This window comes from Streptomyces sp. NPDC002911, assembly GCF_053591835.1.
This window is the reverse complement of sequence record NZ_JBSFUO010000019.1, coordinates 18,870-41,302: the sequence shown is the minus strand read 5'-3', so window position 1 is coordinate 41,302 and position 22,433 is coordinate 18,870. Positions and strand designations below refer to the sequence as shown.

Sequence of the window (22,433 nt, the reverse complement as noted above, 5' to 3'; positions counted from 1 at the left end):
TCCGGGACCCACGTCCTGTATCACCGGGCGACACCCCGCCGCAGTGCCTCGACCGCCCCGCCCCCGGTGCTCAGCGGAACAGAGTCCTGGCCGGAGGAGGTGTCCGCCAGGGCCGACGGTCTGGACAGCAGCGTCGGTCTGCGGCCGCCCCGGCCCTCGCCGAGGACCTGCCAGCCGCCATGCGTCAGGGTGATGTAGGCCCCGCAGCGAAGGCCGTGCAGTGTGCAGGCGTCCCTCAGACCCCACATCCACGCCCCGTCCTCCTCGGTCCAACGCTCGTCGCCCTCACGGCAGTAGAGCAGCACGGCGGTTCGCACCGGGGTGCGGCGGCGCAGGTCGTGCGGGATCACCCGGCGCAGATGCGCCAGCAGGGCATTGCGGAACTCCCAGCCGTCCGTCGCCAGGGCGGGCCGCCGGGCGAACGAGGCACTGGCGGTGAGCCGTTCCTCATGGTCGAGGACGGCGACGACCGCGGTGGCCGGAGTCGGCCGGTGCCGCGCGTGGAGGCCGCTGACGACCTCCCGCGGACTGCGCAGCAGAGGTATGCCTGCCGCGGCCCACTCGGCCGGTTCGAGGATCCTGGCAACGTGGTTGACGGAGCCGGCGGACGCCGACAGTGAAGAGGCTGCGGACGAGGCGAATCCGAAGGTCACGGTCCTCCCTTCGCTACACGCCCACGGTGCGGGCAGGGTCGAGTGAGGGCGCGCCGCGTCACAGCCCTTCCGGGCCCGCGAAAAGACCGTGCGGGGAGCGACTCCAATTCTTCCTGTCGTACCGGCAGGCGGCAACGAGCAATTGGCGCGGCTGACTGGTATCTGGCGGAATGACACGGATATCCCTGCCCGTTCAGCGACAATCGAAGCCATGCGTCACGCCTGGACCGCCAGGACCAGCGGAAACATTGCTTCCGCCCCCGCCGTGGGCGCGGCCGGGAACGGTCGTGGCTGAGTGCTCCGATACCGGCCGGACCCGATCAGTGCCTGGCAGGCACACCCTCTCGTGAGCCCTTCGCCCACCGGGTTGGATTCGCCGGTTGTCAGTGCCATCGGGTTGCATGGGGGCATGGACAACCTGGAGCTCCGCGCTGAAGCCGACGCCATCCTCGCCGAGCTCGTCGGTGACCCAGGGGGTTCGGCGCGGCTGCGGGAAGACCAGTGGCAGGCCGTGGCTGCGCTGGTGGAGGAACGTCGGCGCGCTCTGGTGGTGCAGCGCACCGGCTGGGGCAAGTCGGCGGTGTACTTCGTGGCGACTGCCCTGTTGCGCCGGCGTGGCTCCGGTCCCACGGTGATCATTTCGCCGCTGCTCGCACTGATGCGCAACCAGGTCGAGTCGGCGGCGCGGGCCGGTATCCAGGCGCGCACGATCAACTCTGCGAACCCGGAGGAGTGGGAGACGATCTACGGGGAGGTGGAGCGCGGTGAGACCGACGTTCTCCTGGTGAGCCCGGAGCGTCTCAATTCTGTGGATTTCCGTGATCAGGTGCTGCCGAGACTCGCGGCCACGACCGGTCTGCTGGTGGTCGACGAAGCGCACTGTATCTCCGACTGGGGTCATGACTTCCGGCCTGACTACCGCCGATTGCGCACGATGCTCGCGGAGTTGCCGACGGGAGTGCCTGTGCTCGCGACGACGGCGACCGCGAACGCGCGGGTGACCGCGGATGTGGCTGAGCAACTGGGGACCGGGGGCGGGGACGCACTGGTGTTGCGTGGGCCGCTGGACCGGGAGAGCTTGCGGCTGGGTGTGCTGGAGCTGCCCGACGCGGCCCATCGGCTGGCGTGGCTGGGGGAGCGGCTGGGTGATCTGCCGGGTTCGGGGATCATCTACACGCTGACGGTGGCGGCGGCCGAGGAGATCGCGGCGTTCCTGCGGCATCGCGGGTATCCGGTGGCTTCCTATACGGGGAAGACGGAGAACGCCGACCGGCTGCAGGCAGAGGAGGATCTGCTGGCGAACCGGGTGAAGGCGCTGGTGGCGACCTCTGCGCTGGGCATGGGCTTCGACAAACCTGACCTGGGGTTCGTGGTGCACCTGGGGTCGCCCTCGTCCCCGATCGCGTATTACCAGCAGGTGGGCCGTGCGGGGCGTGGTGTGGACCATGCGGATGTGCTGCTGCTCCCGGGCAAGGAGGACGAGGCGATCTGGGCGTATTTCGCTTCGGTGGGCTTCCCGCCCGAGGAACAGGTGCGGCGCACGTTGGCGGTACTGGAGGAGGCAGGTCGTCCGTTGTCGCTGCCGGCACTGGAGCCGATGGTGGATCTTCGGCGCTCGCGTCTGGAGACGATGCTGAAGGTCTTGGACGTCGACGGCGCGGTCAAGCGTGTGAAGGGGGGCTGGGCCGCGACGGGTCAGCCATGGGTGTACGACGCGCAGCGGTATGCGTGGGTGGCCCGGCAGCGCGAAACGGAGCAGCAGGCCATGCGGGACTACGTGGCGACCACGGGCTGCCGGATGGAGTTCCTGCAGCGGCAGCTCGATGACGAGAAGGCGGTCCCGTGCGGTCGCTGCGACTCCTGCGCCGGGCCCTGGCTCGATCCGGTCGTCTCTTCCGCGTCCCTCGCGGCGGCGACGGGCGAGCTGGACCGCCCGGGAGTCGAGGTCGAGCCCCGCAAGATGTGGCCGACCGGCCTCGCCGCGATCGGGCTGGACCTGAAGGGCCGCATCCCCGCAGGCCAGCAAGCAGTCACAGGCCGTGCGCTGGGAAGACTGTCGGACATCGGCTGGGGCAACCGTCTGCGCCCGATCCTGTCGGCCCAGGCGGCGGACGGGCGGGTCCCGGACGACGTGCTGGCTGCCGTGGTGCAGGTGGTGGCCGACTGGGCTCGCTCGCCGGGTGGCTGGGCCGGCGACGCGCCTGACGCTGCGGCGAGGCCTGTGGGAATCGTCGCCATGCCGTCCCGTACCCGCCCCCTGCTGGTCGGCTCGCTGGCCGAGGGCGTGGCCCGTGTCGGCAGGCTCCCGCTGCTGGGCAGCCTGGCCTACACCCCTCACGCCGACGAGCATGCCGCGCACCGCAGCAACTCCGCCCAGCGACTGCGCGCCCTGGCCGCCTCTTTCACCGTCCCCGACGAACTCGCCGCCGCCCTGGCGGCCACCCCCGGCCCGGTCCTGCTCGTCGACGACTACTCCGATTCCGGTTGGACCCTGGCCGTAGGCGCACGCCTCCTGCGCCAGGCCGGAGCCGACCAGGTGCTCCCGCTCGTCCTCGCCCTGGCCGGGTGAGCGAGCCCCGCTGACCGAAGCCCCTCTTGAATACGGTGGCCGGCAGTGCGCGGGAGCGCCCCGGCCCGATCAGGAAGCTGCCGGCATCTTCCGCGTCGGTCGTGCCACCATGCAACCCGATGCCTACGGCGAAGTGCGAACGGTGGCCGATCCTTGTGGATAACGTTATCCACAGGGGTCGCGGAAATCGGCGGTCCGCGGGACGGTCGTGCCATGAACAAGCGCGACGAAACCACCGGACCGGCCGATGCGCAGCAGATCACCCTGCGCGGTCCCGCCGACCTTGCCGATGCCCTTCCGTACCTGATGGGTTTTCATCCGTCCGACAGCGTGGTCATGGTGGCCCTGCACGGCGGTCGGGGCCGCTTCGGCGGCCGGCTCAGGCTGGGCATCCCGCCCGAGCCCGAAGAGTGGGCGCCGGTCGCCGACCAGTTGGCGCAATATCTGATCGAGGGAAGCGAAAGGCGTGAATCCCGCCCTGACGCGATCGTCGTCTTCCTCTGCCAGGACCCCGCCGAGGGGGAGAGTGCTCCGCAGACCATGGAACGGCTGAGGCCGCTCGCGCAGAGCTTGCGTACGGCCTGCGGGGTGCTCGACGTCCCCGTCCTCGAAGCACTGTGCATCTCCGACGGCCGTTACTGGTCCTATTGCTGCCCTGACGACCGTTGTTGTCCGACCGAGGGCAATCCGCTGGCGCTCCCGGGAACGACTGTGATGGCGGCCGCGGCCGCGTACGCCGGTGTTCAGGTGCGTGGATCGCTGCGGGAGATGGAGGCGCGGCTCATGCCGTCGGAATCTCCGGCGGCGCAGGCGCAGGAGCGGGCGCTGGATTCGGCGGGTGCCGTGCTGGTGTCCCGCATCCTCGACGTCGACAGGCGCGGGGAGGTGGCGCGAGAGACTCTGGCGCTCGCGCGTGACCTCATGGCACGCCTCGGGAACGCACCGGCCGCAGGCTCCGCCGGTGAGGACAGCCGTGACGACGGTCTGATCGCGGCCGAAGAGGCGGCGGCTGTGATTCTCGGCCTTCAGGACCGTGAGACCAGGGACCGCGCCGCCGAGTGGATGGAGGGCCGCGAGGCCGAAACGGCGCTGAGGTTGTGGTGTGCTCTCGCTCGGCGTTGTGTCGGTCCGTACGTGGAACACGCCGCGGCGCCGCTCACGCTGGCCGGCTGGGTCTCGTGGTCCACCGGTGACGAGGCGGGTGCCAGGGTGGCGCTGGGGCTCGCTCTGCGGGCCGACCCCGCATACACGTTCGCTCAACTGCTGCATGAGGCGTGCAACCAGGGACTGGACCCGGAAACGCTGCGTAGCTGTCTCCGCGGGGAGCGCGTCCTGCGCGACGGCGACGGCAGTGACAGTGCTCCGCAGGAACACGGCGCGCCGCAGGAGCACCGTGGACGGCGTACGGAGCGACGGGCCGAGCCGCGGCCCGCGCGCACTCCGGCCGCGAGGCGGAAACGGAGGGCGACGCACCGGGCGACGCCAGGTGCTGCTTCCCGCCCACGCTCGGCAGTGAGCCGGGGCGGGGCCCGTGACACCCGGAGGCTGGGCCACCGAGGGGCCAGGAACCGCGAATGACGGACGTCCTGACCACGAGCGTGGAGCCGGTCTCGCGAAGAGAGTGTTTATCGTCAGGAAGACGACTATGATTTCGGCATGCCGCCCTACGACCCGTCGACCTTCCCGCCCTTCGCTGTCACCGTCGACCTGGTTGTCCTCACGGTGCGACGACACGCGCTCTGTGCGCTGGTGGTACGCCGTGGCGAATCGCCGTTCCAGGGGCGGTGGGCACTGCCGGGCGGATTCGTCAGAGCCGATGAGGATCTCGGCGCGGCGGCAGCGCGTGAACTCGTCGAGGAGACCGGGCTATGTGCACACGACCCGGCTGCCCCCGCCGTCGGTAACGGCGCCCATCTCGAACAGCTGGCCACCTACGGTGACCCGGGGCGGGACCCCCGGATGAGAGTCGTCAGCGTCGCGCACCTCGCACTGGCGCCTGACCTCCCGGCCCCGCGTGCGGGCGGTGACGCGAACAGCGCCCGCTGGGCGTCGGTCGAGGATCTGCTCGGGCCGGGAGGCGGCTTCGGTCGCGACGGCGAGCAGTCCGCATCACTGGCCTTCGATCACGCGAGGATTCTCGACGACGGGGTGGAGCGGGCTCGCTCCAAGATCGAGTACTCCTCCCTGGCCACGGCGTTCTGTCCGCCCGAGTTCACGGTCGGTGAGCTACGGAGGGTTTATGAGGCGGTGTGGGGCGTGGTCCTGGACCCCCGGAATTTTCACCGCAAGGTCACGGGCACGCCCGGTTTCCTGGTCCCCTCCGGAGGGACGACCACGCGACAGGGAGGTCGCCCCGCGCAATTGTTCCGGGCCGGCACGGCGACCGTGCTCAATCCTCCGATGCTGAGGCCGGAAGTCTGACCGGATGCGGCCCCGCGGGCTCACTCCGGGCGGGCCTGCGGAACGCCCACCGAAGCATCAGTGCACCAAAAGTCTGAAATGCCGCGTTATCTTGCTGGGGTACTCCATCCTGCCGCCGAGCGGTCTCACCCTCAGCGAGAGAAGCGATGCTCCAGGCCATCGGACTCACCAGCACCCCCCGCCGCGACGGTCCGCCCGTCGTGGACGACCTGACCTTCGAAGCCCCGGCCGGCAGTGTCACCGCGCTGCTCGGAGCACCCGGCTCCGGCAAGACCACGGCCCTCCGCCTGATGCTCGAGCTCGAAGCGGGGAGGGGTGTCACCTACTTCAAGGGCCGCCCGCTGCACCGCATCGGCCACCCCGCCCGCGAGGTCGGGGTGCTGCTCGGAGACGTACCGGGGCATCCCGCGCGCACTGCGCGCGGTCAGCTCCGCATGCTCTGTGCCGCAGCGGGAGTTCCCGCGTCCCGAGCCGACGAACTGCTCGAGGTCGTCGGTCTCGCGGGGTTGGGGGGCCAGCGCATCGGAACCCTCTCGGCAGGCATGGACCGGCGGCTCGGTCTCGCCTCGGCACTGCTCGGTGACCCCCATACGCTCGTTCTCGACGAGCCCACCGAGGGGCTGTCGCCGCGTGACAGGAGCTGGCTCCACGGCCTGCTCCGCGCGCACGCGGCCGAGGGCGGTACGGTCCTGCACACGACAGGCGATCCCAAGGAAGCCGCCCGCGCGGCCGACCGGGTGGTCACGATCAGCGGGGGTCGTCTCGTCGCCGACCAGGAGGTCGCCGACTTCTCCCGTACCCGCCTGCGGCCCCGGGTCGTCGTGCGGACCCCGCACGCAGCCAGGCTGGCCGCCGTGGTGAGCCGTGAAGCCCGCGCCGCCCAGCGCTTCGTCGAAGTGGTCGCCGAGGAAGGCAGCCGGCTGTCTGTGTACGGCAGCAGTTGCGCGGAAGTCGGGGACACGGCCTACCGGCACGGTGTCCCCGTCCATCAACTCGCCGACGAGACCGGGGACGCGGGCCCGGCGGCAGCTCCGGCCCGAGGTTCGGGCGCTGGTCCGGGTGGCGGCCCGGTGAGGCGCGTCCTGCCGCGCCTCGCTACGGCCGTGGCGATCTCGAAGCTGCCGCCTCCGATCCCCGTGCGTCCGGCCCGTGGACCGCTCCGGCCCGTGAGGTACGAGCTGCGCCGCCTCTTCGGCGTCAGGACAACCGCTCTGATCGTGGCGGCCGTTCTGATCGTCTCGGCGGGTCTCTCCGTATTGCTGGCTCGCTCCGGGGGGACTTCCCTGCCGGAGCTGCTGGTTGCCTGGCCTGACCTGCTGCCGCTTCCGCCTGCCGCGTTCGCCGCCGGGCTGCTGGGCGCCGTCTCCTTCGGCGACGAATTCCGCTACCCGGCGCTCGCGGCGGGGCGCGGGACGGTGCCGCGCCGTCTCGGTCTCCTGCTGGCCAAGCTGGTGGTCTCGGCGGGCGTTGCTCTGCTGCTCGCCCTGCTCTCCGTACTTGCGGACGCCGAGGCCCTGCGCCTCGTGTACGGCGGTGACTTGGTGACCGCCCCGGCGAACGCCGCACAGTTGGCCGCCAGTTGGGCGGGCCTGTCGGTCGGATGTGCCTGGGCGGGGCTGCTGGGGGCCGGTGTGTTCAGGCTGGCCGGAGCCGGAGTGGCTGCCGTGCTGGCCGTTCCGGTGCTCGTCGTACCGCTGATGCAGAAGCTGCTCGCCGGGCCGTCGGCCCGACCGATCACCGGGCTGGCGGGCCGGCTGCGTGAACTCGGCTGGCTGCAGTGGCCGTACGAGACGGACCGGTGGGTCGTGGCCGCCGTACGGGTCGTGGCTCAACCCGTGGGGCTGGCGCTTTCCTTGTCGTTGTCTGCCTTGATCTGTGCGTATGTGTTCACCAGCCTTCGTGGGCGGGCTCGTTGGTGACCGCGTCGCGCAGGCCTGGTAATTCCCTACGAGTAAACCTCCTGAAAAGGTGCGATTTCCACTGATAAGGCGTCAATTGAGAGGCGGGTGCCGATCACCCTTTCGTGTGCTTTTCAGCAAAGACCTCAAGAGCTGGGTGAGCCGCGCCGACAAAGGATGCGTGAGTACCCTTGCGCACACCATGATGACCGCCGCCCGCTCCGCCGACTCCGGCCTCGCCGGCTCGGGCGAACTCGACCGCTATCCCTATGCGGAGGCGCCGGCCGGCGAACGCGCCGCCCTCCGGTCCTGGGGCGGTGCCGAATCCGAACTGGGGCGGGCGAGCCGACGCGGCAATGCCAGTCGCGGCCGTGGGCTTCACGGCCAACTGGTCCAGCAGCTCGGCCAGATGATCGTTTCCGGCGACCTCGGTGCCGACCGGCCGCTCGTCCCCGAGGAGATCGGCCAGCGCTTCGAGGTTTCCCGGACCGTCGTGCGGGAGTCCCTGCGCGTTCTCGAGGCCAAGGGTCTGGTCAGTGCCCGGCCCAACGTGGGTACGCGGGTCAGGCCGGTGAGCGACTGGAATCTGCTGGACCCCGACATCATCGAATGGCGCGCCGTCGGCCCGCAGCGTGATGACCAGCGCCGCGAACTGGACGACCTTCGATGGACGATCGAACCGCTGGCCGCACGGCTTGCCGCCGGACACGGGCGCGAGGACATCCAGCAGCGCCTCGGCGACATGATCGAGATCATGGGGCACGCGATCGGTCAGGGGGACACCATTACGTTCTCCCGGGCCGACGCGGAATTCCACGCCCTGCTGATCCAGGCCGCGGGCAACCGTATGCTCGGACATCTCTTCGGGATCGTGTCTGCCGCCCTGCATGTTTCCGGCGGCCCCGTTACCGGCTGTGACCGGCCCGCCGAGGCGTCTCTCGGGCACCACGCACGGATCGTGGAGGCTCTCGCGTCGGGTGACTCCGCCGGTGCCGAGGCTGCCATGCGGCAGTTGCTGGTCGGTCACACAGACGCGGAACGGGTGGTTCCCGCGCCTCGCGAGCACTGACGCCGCCCGGCCGGGGTATGCGGACCCTATGCCGCCGGGTCCTCGCGGTTCGGCGGCATGTTTGCGCGGATGTGTGATCTCTGGTTCGGTTTGTCGCTAATGAGGTGTGACTGGGGCCACGCGAATTGGGCGTAACACTCCTCGAAACAGTGCGATGACTTAAGAGGTGACCGCCGCGGAAGGAATACAGCAGCCACGCAGTGCGCTGTGCAGTTCTGAGGCCAAGCCCGCGCCGTCGGCGACATCCCCAGTCGACGGTCGTCGGTTCCAGCCCTCTCCAGGGCCGGGCCGGAAGCCGTTTCCATCGTTCCGAGAGGTTGTTCGTGTCGGCCAGCACATCCCGTACGCTCCCGCCGGAGATCGCCGAGTCCGAGTCTGTGATGGCGCTCATCGAGCGGGGAAAGGCTGATGGGCAGATCGCCGGCGATGACGTGCGTCGGGCCTTCGAGGCTGACCAGATTCCGCCAACCCAGTGGAAGAATGTTCTGCGCAGCCTCAACCAGATCCTCGAGGAAGAGGGTGTGACGCTGATGGTCAGTGCCGCGGAGTCGCCTAAACGCGCCCGCAAGAGCGTCGCAGCGAAGAGCCCGGTCAAGCGCACCGCCACCAAGACCGTCGCGGCCAAGACGGCCGTGACACGGACCGTCGCGGCATCTGCCGCCCCGGCGGCCCGGAGCGCGGACGCGGTGGCCGACGACGCTGCCGTTGCCGCTCCCGCGAAGAAGACGGCAGCCAAGAAGACGGTTGCCAAGAAGACGGTTGCCAAGAAGACCGCGGTCAAGAAGACCGCGGCGAAGAAGGCCGGCAAGCAGGACGACGAACTGCTCGACGGCGACGAAGCGGTCGAGGAAGTAAAGGCCGGCAAGGGTGAGGAAGAGGAGGGCGAGGGCGAGAACAAGGGCTTCGTCCTCTCCGACGAGGACGAGGACGACGCGCCTGCGCAGCAGGTCGCCGTCGCCGGCGCCACGGCCGACCCGGTCAAGGACTACCTGAAGCAGATCGGCAAGGTCCCCCTCCTCAACGCCGAGCAGGAGGTGGAGCTCGCCAAGCGCATCGAGGCCGGCCTCTTCGCCGAGGACAAGCTCGCGAACTCCGACAAGCTCGCACCGAAGCTCAAGCGCGAGCTGGAGATCATCGCCGAGGACGGCCGCCGGGCCAAGAACCACCTGCTGGAGGCCAACCTCCGTCTCGTGGTCTCGCTGGCCAAGCGCTACACCGGTCGCGGCATGCTCTTCCTGGACCTCATCCAGGAGGGCAACCTCGGCCTGATCCGCGCGGTCGAGAAGTTCGACTACACCAAGGGCTACAAGTTCTCCACGTACGCCACGTGGTGGATCCGCCAGGCGATCACCCGCGCCATGGCCGACCAGGCCCGCACCATCCGTATCCCGGTGCACATGGTCGAGGTCATCAACAAGCTCGCGCGGGTGCAGCGCCAGATGCTCCAGGACCTGGGCCGTGAGCCCACCCCGGAGGAGCTGGCCAAGGAGCTCGACATGACCCCCGAGAAGGTCATCGAGGTCCAGAAGTACGGCCGTGAGCCGATTTCTCTCCACACCCCGCTGGGTGAGGACGGGGACAGCGAGTTCGGAGACCTGATCGAGGACTCCGAGGCGGTCGTCCCGGCCGACGCGGTCAGCTTCACGCTGCTCCAGGAGCAGCTGCACTCCGTGCTCGACACACTCTCCGAGCGTGAGGCGGGCGTGGTCTCGATGCGCTTCGGCCTCACCGACGGTCAGCCGAAGACTCTGGACGAGATCGGCAAGGTCTACGGTGTGACGCGCGAGCGCATCCGGCAGATCGAGTCCAAGACCATGTCGAAGCTGCGTCACCCGTCGCGCTCGCAGGTGCTGCGCGACTACCTCGACTAGATCGCGGACGGACATGGGCCGGGGCCCGGAACCTGCAGAGGGTTCCGGGCCCCGGCCCATGTCCGCATGCGGCCGGCAGCGGTGCGGATAACGCTGAGTGGGCACTGTCCACCTCGGCGTCAGGAGATCCCATGCCTCGTGTTCTCTCCCGTGTCCTTCCCGCCGCCTTCGCGCTGCCGGTCGCTGCGGCCGTCATGCCCCTCGGTTTCCCGGCTCCCGCCGCGGCGGACAGCATCATTGTCGGCGGGAGGCCGGTGGCCGTCGCGGACAGCCCGTGGGCCGTGGCCCTTTCGAGCCGTGACCGGTTCGGAGGAACCCGCGCGGGCCAGTTCTGCGGCGGGGTGGCGATAGCACCCACGAGGGTGCTGACGGCCGCACACTGCCTCAGGGAGGACGTCCTGGGAGCTGCGGTAGCGGAGGTCCGGGATCTGCGGATCATCGCCGGGCGCGACGAGCTGGGCGGACCGGGTGGTCAGGAGATCCCGGTGCGTTCGACGTGGGTCAATCCTGGTTACGACCCGCACACGAACGCCGCCGACCTCGCGGTCCTCACGCTGGCCCGGGCGCTGCCGGAGAACAGCGTCATTCCGATGGCCGGGGCCGGTAGCGCGGCGTACGAGCCGGGCACCGCGGCGACGGTGTACGGCTGGGGGGACACGACCGGATACGGCGCCTACGCGTCAGGGCTGCGCGCGGCCTCGGTGCGGGTGCTGCCGGACAGCGACTGTTCCCGGGCGTACCCCGGCGGCACACAGGGCGCGTACGAGGCCTCGTCGATGCTCTGCGCCGGTGCCACCGAGGGTGGGCGGGATGCGTGCCAGGGGGACAGCGGCGGCCCGCTGGTGGCCCGTGGGCGCCTCATCGGGCTCGTCTCCTGGGGCAGCGGCTGCGGGAGCCCGGGCAGCCCCGGGGTGTACACCCGCATATCCGCGGCCCTCCGGTGGATGGTCGGCCTGAGCTGACCGCGGGGTCCGGCACTCGCGTCCGACGGCATGAGAACGGGCGGCTCTCCCCGTGAGGGAGGCCGCCCGTCGGCCGGTCCTGGACCGGGCCCATGGCTCGTCGTGGATGCGAGGTGTCAGTGTTGTTCCTCGTCGGCGGCACTGGCCTGCACGGCAGTGAGCCGATCTGTCTCATCCTGTATTTCCGCGGCGATCTTCTTGAGTTCCGGCTCGAACTTGCGCCCGTGGTGGGCACAGAAGAGCAGTTCACCGCCGCTGATGAGGACGACGCGCAGGTATGCCTGGGCGCCGCAACGGTCACAGCGGTCTGCTGCGGTCAGCGGGCTCGCGGGGGTCAGAACAGTAGTCACGTCGCCTCTTCTCTAGCTCGACGAGCTGTCGTACCAGGGTCAACATCCAACCAGGCCGAAAACGTTCCCGCTCGTGGCATTTCTTCGAAACTTCTTCTCAGGATGGCTGTCTGTTGCCGGTTGGCGGCGAATGTGCCGTATTGCGTAGCGCTACGGTTTCGCGTTGCTTGTGTGGGCCGGTCCGCCGGCTGGCTTGCCGGTTGTTCATGAGGACGTGCCCGGAGCCTAAATGGTTCATGCCTCAAAGGGAACGTGATGTGCACGTCACTCCGAGGGGTGATCGAACGCCTATGCGAAGCTGGACTAGCATAAGGATTCCCCCTGGGTGGCGTTACAACCGCTCCACCAGGCCTCGGTAGGCTCTCAGCGGCTACCGAGGCCGAGCCCGTCACTTACTGGGCCCCAATGAAATTCAGCGAGGAGCGAACCGCGTGACCGCCGATTCCGTGCCGTCCACTGCGCTGCTGACCGGAGCAGGCGGCGCAGACAGGGACAGCTCCAACTACACCGCGCGGCACCTTCTCGTCCTCGAAGGGCTCGAAGCAGTCCGTAAGCGCCCCGGGATGTACATCGGGTCCACGGACAGCCGTGGACTCATGCACTGCCTCTGGGAGATCATCGACAACTCGGTCGACGAGGCTCTGGGGGGTCACTGCGACACCATCGAGGTCGTCCTCCACGACGACGCCTCCGTCGAGGTCCGTGACAACGGCCGGGGCATCCCTGTCGATGTGGAGCCCAAGACCGGGCTCTCCGGCATCGAGGTCGTCATGACCAAGCTGCACGCCGGCGGAAAGTTCGGCGGCGGGTCGTACGCGGCGTCGGGCGGCCTGCACGGCGTCGGTGCCTCGGTCGTGAACGCGCTGTCCGCCCGGCTGGACGTCGAGGTCGACCGCAACGGCGCGACCCATTCCATCAGCTTCCGGCGCGGTGTCCCGGGCATGTTCGCCGAGCAGGGGCCGGACAGCCCCTTCGACCCCGCCAACGGCCTGCGCAAGGGGAAGCGCGTCCCCAAGACGCGTACGGGTACCCGGGTGCGGTACTGGGCGGACCGCCAGATCTTCCTCAAGGACGCGAAGCTCGGCCTGGAGACGCTGTACCAGCGTGCTCGCCAGACCGCGTTCCTCGTGCCCGGCCTCACCATCGTCGTACGCGACGAGCGGGGCATCGACGGTGAGGGCAAGACGGAAGAGACCTTCCGCTTCGACGGCGGTATCAGCGAGTTCTGCGAGTATCTGGCGCAGGACAAGGCCGTCTGTGATGTGCAGCGACTGAGCGGCACGGGAACGTTCAAGGAAACCGTGCCGGTCCTGGACGACCGCGGGCACATGACGGCCACCGAGGTCACCCGTGAGCTGGGTGTCGACATCGCCCTGCGCTGGGGCACCGGCTACGACACCAACCTCAAGTCGTTCGTCAACATCATCGCCACCCCCAAGGGCGGCACCCACGTCAGCGGCTTCGAGCGCTCCCTCACGAAGACCGTGAACGAGGTCCTGCGTTCCGCCAAGCTGCTGCGCGTCGCCGAGGACGACATCGTCAAGGACGACGCTCTGGAAGGCCTGACCGCGGTCGTCACCGTACGGCTCGCGGAGCCGCAGTTCGAAGGCCAGACCAAGGAGGTGCTGGGCACCTCGGCGGCCAACCGGATCGTGGCCAACGTGGTCGCCAAGGAGCTCAAGGCATTCCTGACGTCCACGAAGCGCGACGCCAAGGCGCAGGCCAGGGCGGTGCTGGACAAGGCGGTGGCCGCGGCCCGCACCCGTATCGCGGCCCGCCAGCACAAGGACGCGCAGCGCCGCAAGACCGCGCTCGAGTCCTCCTCGCTGCCCGCGAAGCTCGCCGACTGCCGGAGTGACGACGTGGAGCGCAGCGAGCTCTTCATCGTGGAGGGCGACTCGGCCCTCGGTACGGCCAAGCTGGCCCGCAACAGTGAGTTCCAGGCTCTGCTGCCGATTCGCGGAAAGATCCTCAACGTCCAGAAGTCGTCCGTCTCGGACATGCTCAAGAACGCCGAGTGCGGGGCCATCATCCAGGTCATAGGAGCAGGCTCCGGGCGCACCTTCGACATCGACGCGGCACGCTACGGCAAGGTCATCATGATGACGGACGCCGACGTCGACGGTTCGCACATCCGCACCCTGCTGCTCACGCTCTTCCAGCGCTACATGCGGCCGATGGTCGAGGCCGGGCGGGTCTTCGCGGCCGTGCCCCCGCTGCACCGGATCGAGCTCGTCCAGCCCAAGAAGGGCCAGGACAAGTACATCTACACCTACTCCGACAACGAGCTCCGGCAGACCCTGCTGGAGCTGCAGCGGAAGAACGTCCGGTTCAAGGACTCGATCCAGCGGTACAAGGGCCTCGGGGAGATGGACGCGGACCAGCTGGCGGAGACCACGATGGACCCGCGGTACCGCACCCTGCGCCGGATCAACATCGGCGACCTGGAATCCTCCGAGCAGGTCTTCGATCTGCTGATGGGCAACGAGGTCGCGCCCCGCAAGGAATTCATCACCAGCTCCGCCGCCACACTGGACCGCTCGCGCATCGACGTCTGACGCCTTCCCTGGGGGTGGAGACGTCTTCTCCACCTCCGGTCGGCCCCTGAACCGATTCCGTGATCACCGCGCCTCCGTAGCATCGAGGACATCGGATCTCCACGCCTCCGACGCTGCCACGACGGAGCTCTTCGACGCTCTGGTGATCGGCACGGCCACCTCGTCCGAGCCTCCCGATCCGGCCGAGCACGCGGAGACGGAGGTCCGGTCGCTCACCGGGGCGGGGGCTGCGTGACCGGGGCAGAGGGGCGGCGGCTTCAGGAACCGGTGGCCCAGGTGTACCGGTGTTCCGGGCGGCCGGTCTCTCCGTACCTGAGGGACAGCCGCACCCGGCCCGTGCGTTCCAGCAGCTTCAGATAGCGCTGGGCCGTCTGCCGGCTCATTCCCGCGTTCTCCGCGACCTCCTGCGCGGAGAGCGGCCCGTCGGCCGCACGGAGAGCCTGACGGACCAGTTCCGCGGTGGTCGTCGAATGCCCCTTGGGCAGGTCGGACCCGCCCGTGGCCCACAAGGCCCCGAACAACCGGTCCACCTCCGTCTGCTCGGCCTCGCCGCCGCCCTCGAAGGTGTGGCGCAGCACCGCGTATGCCTCCAGCTTGGTGCGCAGTCCGGCGTACGCGAACGGCTTCACCAGGTACTGGAGGGCTCCGTGGCGCATCGCCGCCTGCACGGTCGCGACGTCGCGGGCGGCAGTCACCATGATCACATCGGTGTGGTGGCCGAGTGCGCGCAGTTCCCGCACCACGGCCAGACCGTTGCGGTCCGGGAGATAGTGGTCGAGCAGGATCAGATCGATGGGCATCTCGTCGATCCTGGCGAGAGCCTCGGCTGCCGAATGGGCCATGGCGGCCACCTGGAATCCGGGCACCTTGGAGACATAGGCCGCGTTGATTCGGGCGACCCGTATGTCGTCGTCGACGACGAGAACCTCGATCACGGGGAGTCTCCTGACGTCGAGGGTCGTACGCGGGCCGAGAGGCTGTCCGGAGCGGGGGCGCGGAGCTGTGCCGGTTCACCCAGAGCCTCCGGGAGGACGACGGTGAACACCGCCCCGCCCTCGGGGGAGCCCGATACGGACACGCTTCCGCCCTGTCGCTCGGCGAGCCGTCGTACCAGAGGCAGTCCCAGTCCGCGCTTGCCGTGGGCTGGGAGTTCCTTGGTCGACCAGCCCTCCGTGAAGATGGATTCGTGGTCGGCGGCAGGCACACCGGGCCCGCTGTCGTGTACCCGCAGTACCACCGTACGGCCCTCGGCCCGCAGCCCGACCTCGATCCGTCCGTCCCTCGTCCCCGCGGCCGCGTCCAGCGCGTTGTCGACCAGATTCCCGAGCACCGTGACGAGTCCTCGTGGGTCCACCAGCCGGTCGGGCAGCAGCGTCTGCGCAGCCATGCGCAGAGCGACGCCGCGCTCCGCGGCCACGGTTGCCTTGCCGACGAGGAGCGAGGCCAGCAGGGGGTCGTGGACCTTCTCGGTGACCTGCTCGGCCGTCGCCCGGTGGACGCCGACGACTTCCGTGACGAATTCCACCGCTTCTTCGTGCATCTCCAGCTCGAGCAGCCCCAGGAGGGTGTGCAGCCGGTTCGCGTGCTCGTGGTCCTGGGCGCGCAGCGCGTCGATCAGGCCACGGGTGGAGTCGAGTTCGCGGCCGAGATACTCCAGCTCCGTACGGTCGCGGAGGGTGGCTACGGCCCCGCCGTCGTCGGTAGGCACCCGGTTGGCGAGCAGCACGCGGCTGCCGCGGACGGTCACCAGGTCGTCACCGACCACTCGCCCGGCCAGTACGTCGGTGGTCCGGCCCTCGCCCAGTGCCTCGTCGAGCTGCTTGCCCGCAGCACCGGGCCCGAGGCCGAGCAGCCGCTGTGCCTCGTCGTTCAGGAGCCTGATGCGCCCGGTGCGGTCGAGTGCGACGACCCCCTCACGGATGCTGTGCAGCATGGCCTCGCGCTCGGTGAGCAGCGCCGAGATGTCGGAGAACGCCAGGTCATGGGTCTGTCGCTGAAGACGGCGGGAGATCAGATAGGCGGCCAGAGCTCCCACGGCCAGAGCACCGCCCGCGTACGCGAGCAGTCCCGGGATCGCGGCGAGCAGCCGGGCACGGACGCTGTCGTACGCGATGCCGACCGAGACGGCACCGACGACCCGGTCCGATCCGTCGAGCAGCGGCACCTTGCCACGGGCCGAACGCCCGAGCGTGCCGCTGTCGATCTCCATCACGGACCTGCCGGCGAGGGCCGTGCTGGGGTCGGTGGAGACGACGTCACCGATGCGGGAGGTGTCCGTGTGTGACCAGCGGACCCCCTGCCTGTCCATGATCACGACGTACTCGGCTCCGGTCGACCGCCTGATCCGCTCCGCCGCGGTCTGGACGGCACCGTCCGGGCGCGGCTCGGTGGCGAGCAGTGAGGCGGCGATCTGCGGCTGTGCCGCCGTGCTCTGCGCGATCGCCAGGGCACGGCGCATCGCCTGGTCGTCGAGCTGGGCACTGAGCGGTGCCAGGAAGAGGCCCGTGACGAGGACCGTGACGCCGGTGATGATGGCCAGCTGCATCAGCAGGACCTGGGAGAAGACCCGCTTCGGCCAGCCGAACCGACGCGGTCCCCGTGGGGTGCTCATCCTACGAACGGTAGAGGGCGAACCCCGCTTTCCGAAATGGCCGCCAGCCGGCTCGCTGCCGAGCCGCTGCCGAGCAGGCCTCTGAGATCGTGGAGGACATCAAAATCTCCCGCTCCCCCCGACACCGGCCCATCACCGAACCGCACACCGGAACAACAGCAGCTCACAACCCCACGTCCGGCGCCGCGCGCATGGCCGGACGGAGCGCCAATATCCTGGAACAGGCGGAGGGCTCGAAGATCATTTGCCGGCAGGTCCGCTGTGCGGGGGATGTCGCCTCCGCAGCCCGTACCGGCACTCCGACCGACCCGAGGAAGGCCCCGTTGACACCGCCCCACGCCCCGCAGATCCCGGTCGTCGTCCTGGCGGGGTTTCTCGGATCCGGCAAGACGACACTGCTCAACCACCTGCTCCGCAACAGGGCGGGCAACCGGATCGGCGTCATCGTCAATGACTTCGGGTCCATCGAGATCGACGCCATGACCGTCGCGGGACAGGTCGGTTCCACGGTCTCGCTGGGCAACGGCTGTCTGTGCTGTGCCGTCGACGCGAGCGAGCTCGACACCTATCTGGAGACGCTGACCGGACCCGCCGTCCGGCTCGACGTGATCGTCATCGAGGCGAGCGGTCTCGCCGAGCCCCAGGAACTCGTACGGATGCTGCTGTCCAGCGACAATCCGTACATCCGGTACGGGGGGCTGGTCGAGGTCGTCGATGCCGCCGAATTCCCCGCCACGCGGGAGCGCCACCCGGAGATCGACCGGCACCTCGCGGTCGCCGACCTGATCGTTCTGAACAAGACCGACCGTGTCGCGGACGCGGGCCTGCGGGCCGTCCTGGAGGCGGTCGACACCGCGGGCGGCAGGGCGGCGGTCATCCGCGCCGCGTACGGGAGGATCGACCCGGAGCTGCTGTTCGACCCCGTGCTCCGGCCGGACGAGGACGACACCTTCCGCCAGCTGACGTTCGAGGACCTGCTCCCCGAAGCCGACCGCACGCACGGGGACCATCTGCACGCGGCGTACGAGAGCGTCTCGTTCACCGCCGACGTCCCGCTCAGCCCCCGCCGCTTCATGGCGTTCCTCGACTCCAGGCCGGTGGGCCTTTACCGGATCAAGGGGTTCGCGGACTTCGGCGCGGGTGACCCCGGCAACCGGTACGCACTGCACGCCGTCGGCAGCTTCCTGCGCTTCGTGCCGCAGCGCTGGGCCCGCGACGAAGCGCGGCAAACCCAGCTGGTGCTCATCGGCTCCGGTATCGACGCCGAGGCCCTGCACGAGGAACTGGAAAGCTGCCAGGACGCCTGGCAGGACGCCACCGAGGAGCTGGAACGCAGCATGTGGGGCGTCCTGCGGTACGTGCGGCAGCCGGACGACGCCGAGGTCTGATCCCCGCCCTCGCGCCGTCCGGCCGGTGTCCTACAGCGGCCCTGCGATCACCGCGACCGGACTCACCAGCGGTGTGCCCGAACCGTCGCGGCGCGGATCAGGGTCCGGCAACTCGGCCGGTGCGCCGTTCTTCTGTGCCGCCCGTGCCGGGGTCTCGCCCGCCCAGGCGAACACCAGGACGTCCTCTCCCTTGAGGAAGCGCTGGCAGCGCACCCCGCCGGTGGCCCTGCCCTTGCGCGGATACTGATCGAACGGGGTGAGCTTCCAGGTCCGCTCGGAGTCGTCCAGCGTGCCGTGCGACCCGGCGACCGTGAACACCGCGGCGTCCGCCGAAGGATCCACCGCGTTGAACGAGAGGACGGTGGCGCCCGCCGCGAGCTTGACGCCCGACATGCCGCCCGCCGCGCGTCCCTGCGGACGCACCGACGCGGCCGGATAGCGCAGCAACTGGGCGTCGGACGTGATGAAGACCAGGTCCTCCTCGCCCGTACGCAGTTGGGTGGCGCCGACGATCCGGTCACCGTCCCGCAGTGAGATGACCTCCAACTCGTCCTTGTTGGCCGGGTAGTCGGGCACCACACGCTTCACCACACCCTGCAGGGTGCCGATGGCCAGGCCCGGCGCCTCCTCGTCCAGGGTGGTGAGGCAGACCAGGTCCTCGTCCGGCTCCAGCGTCAGGAACTCCGAGATCTGGGCCCCGCCCGACAGGTTCGGAGCCGCATGGGTGTCAGGCAGCTGCGGCAGGTCGATCACCGAGAGCCGGAGCAGCCGTCCGGTGGACGTCACCGCACCCACGTCCCCGCGTGCCGTGGCGGCGACGGCAGAGACGATCGCGTCGTGCTTCGTGCGCCTGGCGTCCTCGGCCTGGGCGACCGGTTGCGCGTTGGCCGTGCGGGCCAGGAGGCCGGTCGAGGAGAGGAGCACCTGGCAGGGGTCGTCGGCGACCTCCAGCGGCACCGAGGCGACCTGCGAACCCGCCGACTCCAGCAGCACCGTGCGCCGCTCGGTGCCGAACTTCTTCGCCACCGCGGCCAGTTCGGACGAGACCAGCTTGCGCAGCTCGGCGTCCGACTCCAGGATCGCGGTCAGCTGCGCGATCTCCTCGGTGAGCTTGTCGCGCTCGGTCTCCAGCTCGATCCGGTCGAAGCGCGTGAGCCTGCGCAGCGGGGTGTCCAGGATGTACTGGGTCTGGATCTCGCTCAGCGAGAAGCGCTCCATCAGGCGCTCCTTGGCCTGCGCCGAGTTGTCGCTGTCCCGGATGAGACGGATGACCTCGTCGATGTCGAGCAGCGCGACAAGGAGGCCCTCGACCAGATGCAGCCGGTTACGGCGCTTGGTCCTGCGGAACTCGCTGCGGCGGCGCACCACGTCGAAGCGGTGGTCGAGATAGACCTCCAGAAGCTCCTTGAGCCCCAGGGTGAGCGGCTGTCCGTCGACCAGTGCCACGTTGTTGATGCCGAAGGACTCCTCCATCGGCGTCAGCTTGTAGAGCTGCTCCAGCACGGCCTCCGGCACGAAGCCGTTCTTGACCTCGATCACCAGACGCAGACCGTGTGCCCGGTCGGTGAGGTCCTTGACGTCCGCGATGCCCTGGAGCTTCTTCGAGCCGACGAGGTCCTTGATCTTGGCGATCACCTTCTCCGGGCCGACGGCGAAGGGCAGTTCGGTGACGACGAGACCCTTACGGCGGGCCGTGACGTTCTCTATGGCGACCGTGGCGCGGATCTTGAACGTGCCGCGCCCGGCGGCGTACGCGTCCTTGATGCCGCCGAGGCCGACGATCCTGCCGCCGGTGGGCAGGTCGGGCCCCGGGACGAAGCGCATCAGCGTCTCGAGATCGGCGCCCGGGTGCCGGATGAGGTGGCGGGCGGCGGCGATGACCTCACCGAGGTTGTGCGGGGGCATGTTGGTCGCCATGCCGACCGCGATCCCGGAAGCGCCGTTGACCAGGAGGTTCGGGTACGCCGCCGGGAGGACGACCGGCTCCCGCTCCTGGCCGTCGTAGTTGGACTGGTAGTCGACGGTGTCCTCGTCGATCGACTCCGTCATCAGGGTCGTGGCGTCGGCCATCCGGCACTCGGTGTACCGCATGGCGGCCGGCGGGTCGTCGTTGCCCAGTGAGCCGAAGTTGCCGTGCCCGTCGACGAGGGGCAGGCGCATCGAGAACGGCTGTGCCATGCGCACCAGTGCGTCATAGATCGACGCGTCACCGTGCGGGTGCAGTTTGCCCATCACTTCGCCCACGACACGGGCGCACTTCACATAGCCGCGGTCGGGACGCAGCCCCATCTCGTTCATCTGGGACACGATGCGGCGGTGCACGGGCTTCATGCCGTCGCGGGCATCGGGCAGAGCCCTGGAGTAGATCACCGAGTACGCGTACTCGAGGAAGGAGCCCTGCATTTCGTCGACGACGTCGATGTCGAGGATCTTCTCCTCGAAGTCGTCCGGCGGCGGGGTTTTCGTGCTGCGGCGGGCCATCGCGGCTGCGACTCCTTCACAGATTCTGTCGGGCAACCTCAGGTTCTGACGCCGACCATTGTGGACCGCCGTACCGACAACGCCGACCTCGACCCGTCCGAAGCGGCCCCCAGGGCCCCCGCAGAGCCCCTGTTTACGGCAGCATCTACGACAACATTCACCCGACGGGAACTTCGCCAGGTGCCGGTGCGCTTGCCTAGAGTGGCAGGTCCGGCAGGAAATCCTGTACCGATCGAAGGGACGTACATGCCCATGGGTCACACGGCCACAGCCCAGGCCGGTTCCGGCGGCTTGACGGCGACCGAGCACCGTCTGGCCAACGGCCTGCGCGTGGTGCTCTCCGAGGACCATCTGACCCCCGTCGCCGCGGTCTGCCTCTGGTACGACGTCGGCTCCCGGCACGAGGTCAAGGGACGCACGGGCCTGGCTCACCTTTTCGAGCACCTGATGTTCCAGGGCTCGGGCCAGGTCAAGGGGAACGGGCACTTCGAGCTGGTGCAAGGGGCCGGTGGCTCCCTGAACGGCACGACCAGCTTCGAGCGCACCAACTACTTCGAGACGATGCCCACGCACCAGCTGGAGCTGGCCCTGTGGCTCGAGGCCGACCGGATGGGCTCGCTGCTCGCCGCGCTCGACGAGGAGTCCATGGAGAACCAGCGCGACGTCGTCAAGAACGAGCGCCGCCAGCGCTACGACAACGTCCCGTACGGCACCGCTTTCGAAAAGCTCACCGCCCTCGCCTACCCGGAGGGCCACCCGTACCACCACACGCCGATCGGCTCGATGGCCGACCTGGACGCGGCGACCCTTGAGGACGCGCAGGCGTTCTTCCGTACGTACTACGCGCCGAACAACGCGGTGCTCTCGGTGGTCGGTGACATCGACCCGGAGCAGACGCTCGCCTGGGTCGAGAAGTACTTCGGCTCCATCCCCTCCCACGACGGCAAGCAGCCCCCGCGGGACGGTTCGCTGCCCGCCGTCATCGGCGAACAGCTGCGTGAAGTGGTCCAGGAGAAGGTTCCCGCGCGTGCGCTGATGGCCGCCTACCGGCTGCCGCACGACGGCACACGTGAGTGCGACGCCGCGGACCTCGCACTGACCGTGCTCGGCGGCGGCGAGTCGTCCCGTCTGCACAACCGCCTGGTCCGCCGCGACCGTACGGCGGTGGCCGCGGGATTCGGGCTGCTCAGGCTGGCCGGCGCGCCCTCGCTGGGCTGGCTGGACGTCAAGACGTCCGGGGGCGTCGAGGTGCCCCTGATCGAGGAGGCCGTCGACGAGGAACTGGCCCGCTTCGCGGAGGAGGGCCCCACGCCGGAGGAAATGGAACGTGCGCAGGCGCAGTTGGAGCGTGAGTGGCTGGACCGGCTCGGCACGGTCTCCGGCCGCGCCGACGAACTGTGCCGGTACGCCGTCCTGTTCGGTGACCCGCAGCTCGCCCTGACCGCGGTGGGCCGGGTGCTCGACGTGACGGCCGACGAGGTCAAGGCCGCCGCCCAGGCGCATCTGCGCCCCGACAACCGTGCGGTCCTGGTCTACGAGCCGCTCGAACCGGCCGACGAGACGGACGGCACCGACGCGCACGAGGGGGCCGACAAGTGACCG

15 protein-coding genes are annotated in these 22,433 nt (G+C 69.4%); 10 read left to right on the top strand and 5 right to left on the bottom strand.

The annotated features are described in order from the left end of the window. Positions 1-20: 20 nt before the first annotated feature. Complete coding sequence (locus ACWD04_RS24720) at positions 21-653, bottom strand: hypothetical protein (RefSeq protein ID WP_451135364.1); 633 nt, start codon at positions 651-653, stop codon at positions 21-23. 409 nt (positions 654-1,062) lie between these two features. Between ACWD04_RS24720 and ACWD04_RS24715 the strand changes: the two genes are divergently transcribed. From ACWD04_RS24715 to ACWD04_RS24685, 7 genes are all read left to right on the top strand, one after another. After that, positions 1,063-3,222 carry a RecQ family ATP-dependent DNA helicase gene (locus tag ACWD04_RS24715; RefSeq protein WP_451135362.1) on the top strand — a complete coding sequence of 720 codons (2,160 nt, stop codon included), beginning with the start codon at positions 1,063-1,065 and terminating at the stop codon, positions 3,220-3,222. 213 nt (positions 3,223-3,435) lie between these two features. Then, positions 3,436-4,800 carry a DUF4192 domain-containing protein gene (locus tag ACWD04_RS24710; protein ID WP_451135360.1) on the top strand — a complete coding sequence of 455 codons (1,365 nt, stop codon included), beginning with the start codon at positions 3,436-3,438 and terminating at the stop codon, positions 4,798-4,800. 78 nt (positions 4,801-4,878) lie between these two features. Further along, complete coding sequence (locus tag ACWD04_RS24705; protein ID WP_451135358.1) at positions 4,879-5,643, top strand: NUDIX hydrolase; 765 nt, start codon at positions 4,879-4,881, stop codon at positions 5,641-5,643. Between the two features lie 146 nt (positions 5,644-5,789). After that, positions 5,790-7,562 carry an ABC transporter ATP-binding protein gene (locus tag ACWD04_RS24700; RefSeq protein ID WP_451135356.1) on the top strand — a complete coding sequence of 591 codons (1,773 nt, stop codon included), beginning with the start codon at positions 5,790-5,792 and terminating at the stop codon, positions 7,560-7,562. Positions 7,563-7,743: 181 nt separating this feature from the next. Beyond that, positions 7,744-8,610: a FadR/GntR family transcriptional regulator gene (locus ACWD04_RS24695; RefSeq protein ID WP_451135471.1), complete on the top strand. Its 867-nt coding sequence runs from the start codon at positions 7,744-7,746 to the stop codon at positions 8,608-8,610. Positions 8,611-8,933: 323 nt separating this feature from the next. After that, entirely contained in the window at positions 8,934-10,481 is a 1,548-nt protein-coding gene (locus tag ACWD04_RS24690) for an RNA polymerase sigma factor (protein WP_451135354.1), read from the top strand. Between the two features lie 131 nt (positions 10,482-10,612). After that, entirely contained in the window at positions 10,613-11,443 is an 831-nt protein-coding gene (locus ACWD04_RS24685; protein ID WP_451135352.1) for a S1 family peptidase, read from the top strand. Between the two features lie 116 nt (positions 11,444-11,559). Here ACWD04_RS24685 and ACWD04_RS24680 read toward each other — a convergent pair whose 3' ends face one another. Further along, positions 11,560-11,793: a DUF7455 domain-containing protein gene (locus ACWD04_RS24680; protein WP_014153643.1), complete on the bottom strand. Its 234-nt coding sequence runs from the start codon at positions 11,791-11,793 to the stop codon at positions 11,560-11,562. Positions 11,794-12,224: 431 nt separating this feature from the next. Here ACWD04_RS24680 and ACWD04_RS24675 point away from each other — a divergent pair, with 431 nt between their 5' ends. Beyond that, positions 12,225-14,351: a DNA gyrase/topoisomerase IV subunit B gene (locus ACWD04_RS24675; protein WP_451135349.1), complete on the top strand. Its 2,127-nt coding sequence runs from the start codon at positions 12,225-12,227 to the stop codon at positions 14,349-14,351. A 257-nt stretch (positions 14,352-14,608) separates the two neighbouring features. Here the strand turns inward: ACWD04_RS24675 and ACWD04_RS24670 are convergent, their stop codons facing one another. Next, the gene (locus ACWD04_RS24670) at positions 14,609-15,286 is read right to left on the bottom strand and encodes a DUF7342 family protein (protein ID WP_451135347.1); all 678 of its coding nucleotides are present in this window, start codon (positions 15,284-15,286) and stop codon (positions 14,609-14,611) included. Next, positions 15,283-16,962, bottom strand: coding sequence for an ATP-binding protein (locus ACWD04_RS24665; protein WP_451135345.1), 1,680 nt, complete (start codon positions 16,960-16,962; stop codon positions 15,283-15,285). The genes ACWD04_RS24670 and ACWD04_RS24665 overlap by 4 nt, the downstream gene beginning before the upstream one ends. A gap of 323 nt (positions 16,963-17,285) precedes the next feature. Between ACWD04_RS24665 and ACWD04_RS24660 the strand changes: the two genes are divergently transcribed. Continuing rightward, complete coding sequence (locus ACWD04_RS24660) at positions 17,286-18,350, top strand: CobW family GTP-binding protein (RefSeq protein WP_451135343.1); 1,065 nt, start codon at positions 17,286-17,288, stop codon at positions 18,348-18,350. 30 nt (positions 18,351-18,380) lie between these two features. On the opposite strand, the gene ACWD04_RS24655 is transcribed toward ACWD04_RS24660, so the two are convergent. Continuing rightward, a complete protein-coding gene (locus tag ACWD04_RS24655) occupies positions 18,381-20,831 on the bottom strand; it encodes a DNA gyrase/topoisomerase IV subunit A (protein ID WP_451135341.1) in 2,451 nt (816 codons plus the stop codon). Positions 20,832-21,077: 246 nt separating this feature from the next. Between ACWD04_RS24655 and ACWD04_RS24650 the strand changes: the two genes are divergently transcribed. Next, positions 21,078-22,430: a M16 family metallopeptidase gene (locus tag ACWD04_RS24650; RefSeq protein ID WP_451135339.1), complete on the top strand. Its 1,353-nt coding sequence runs from the start codon at positions 21,078-21,080 to the stop codon at positions 22,428-22,430. Positions 22,431-22,433 lie beyond the last annotated feature (3 nt).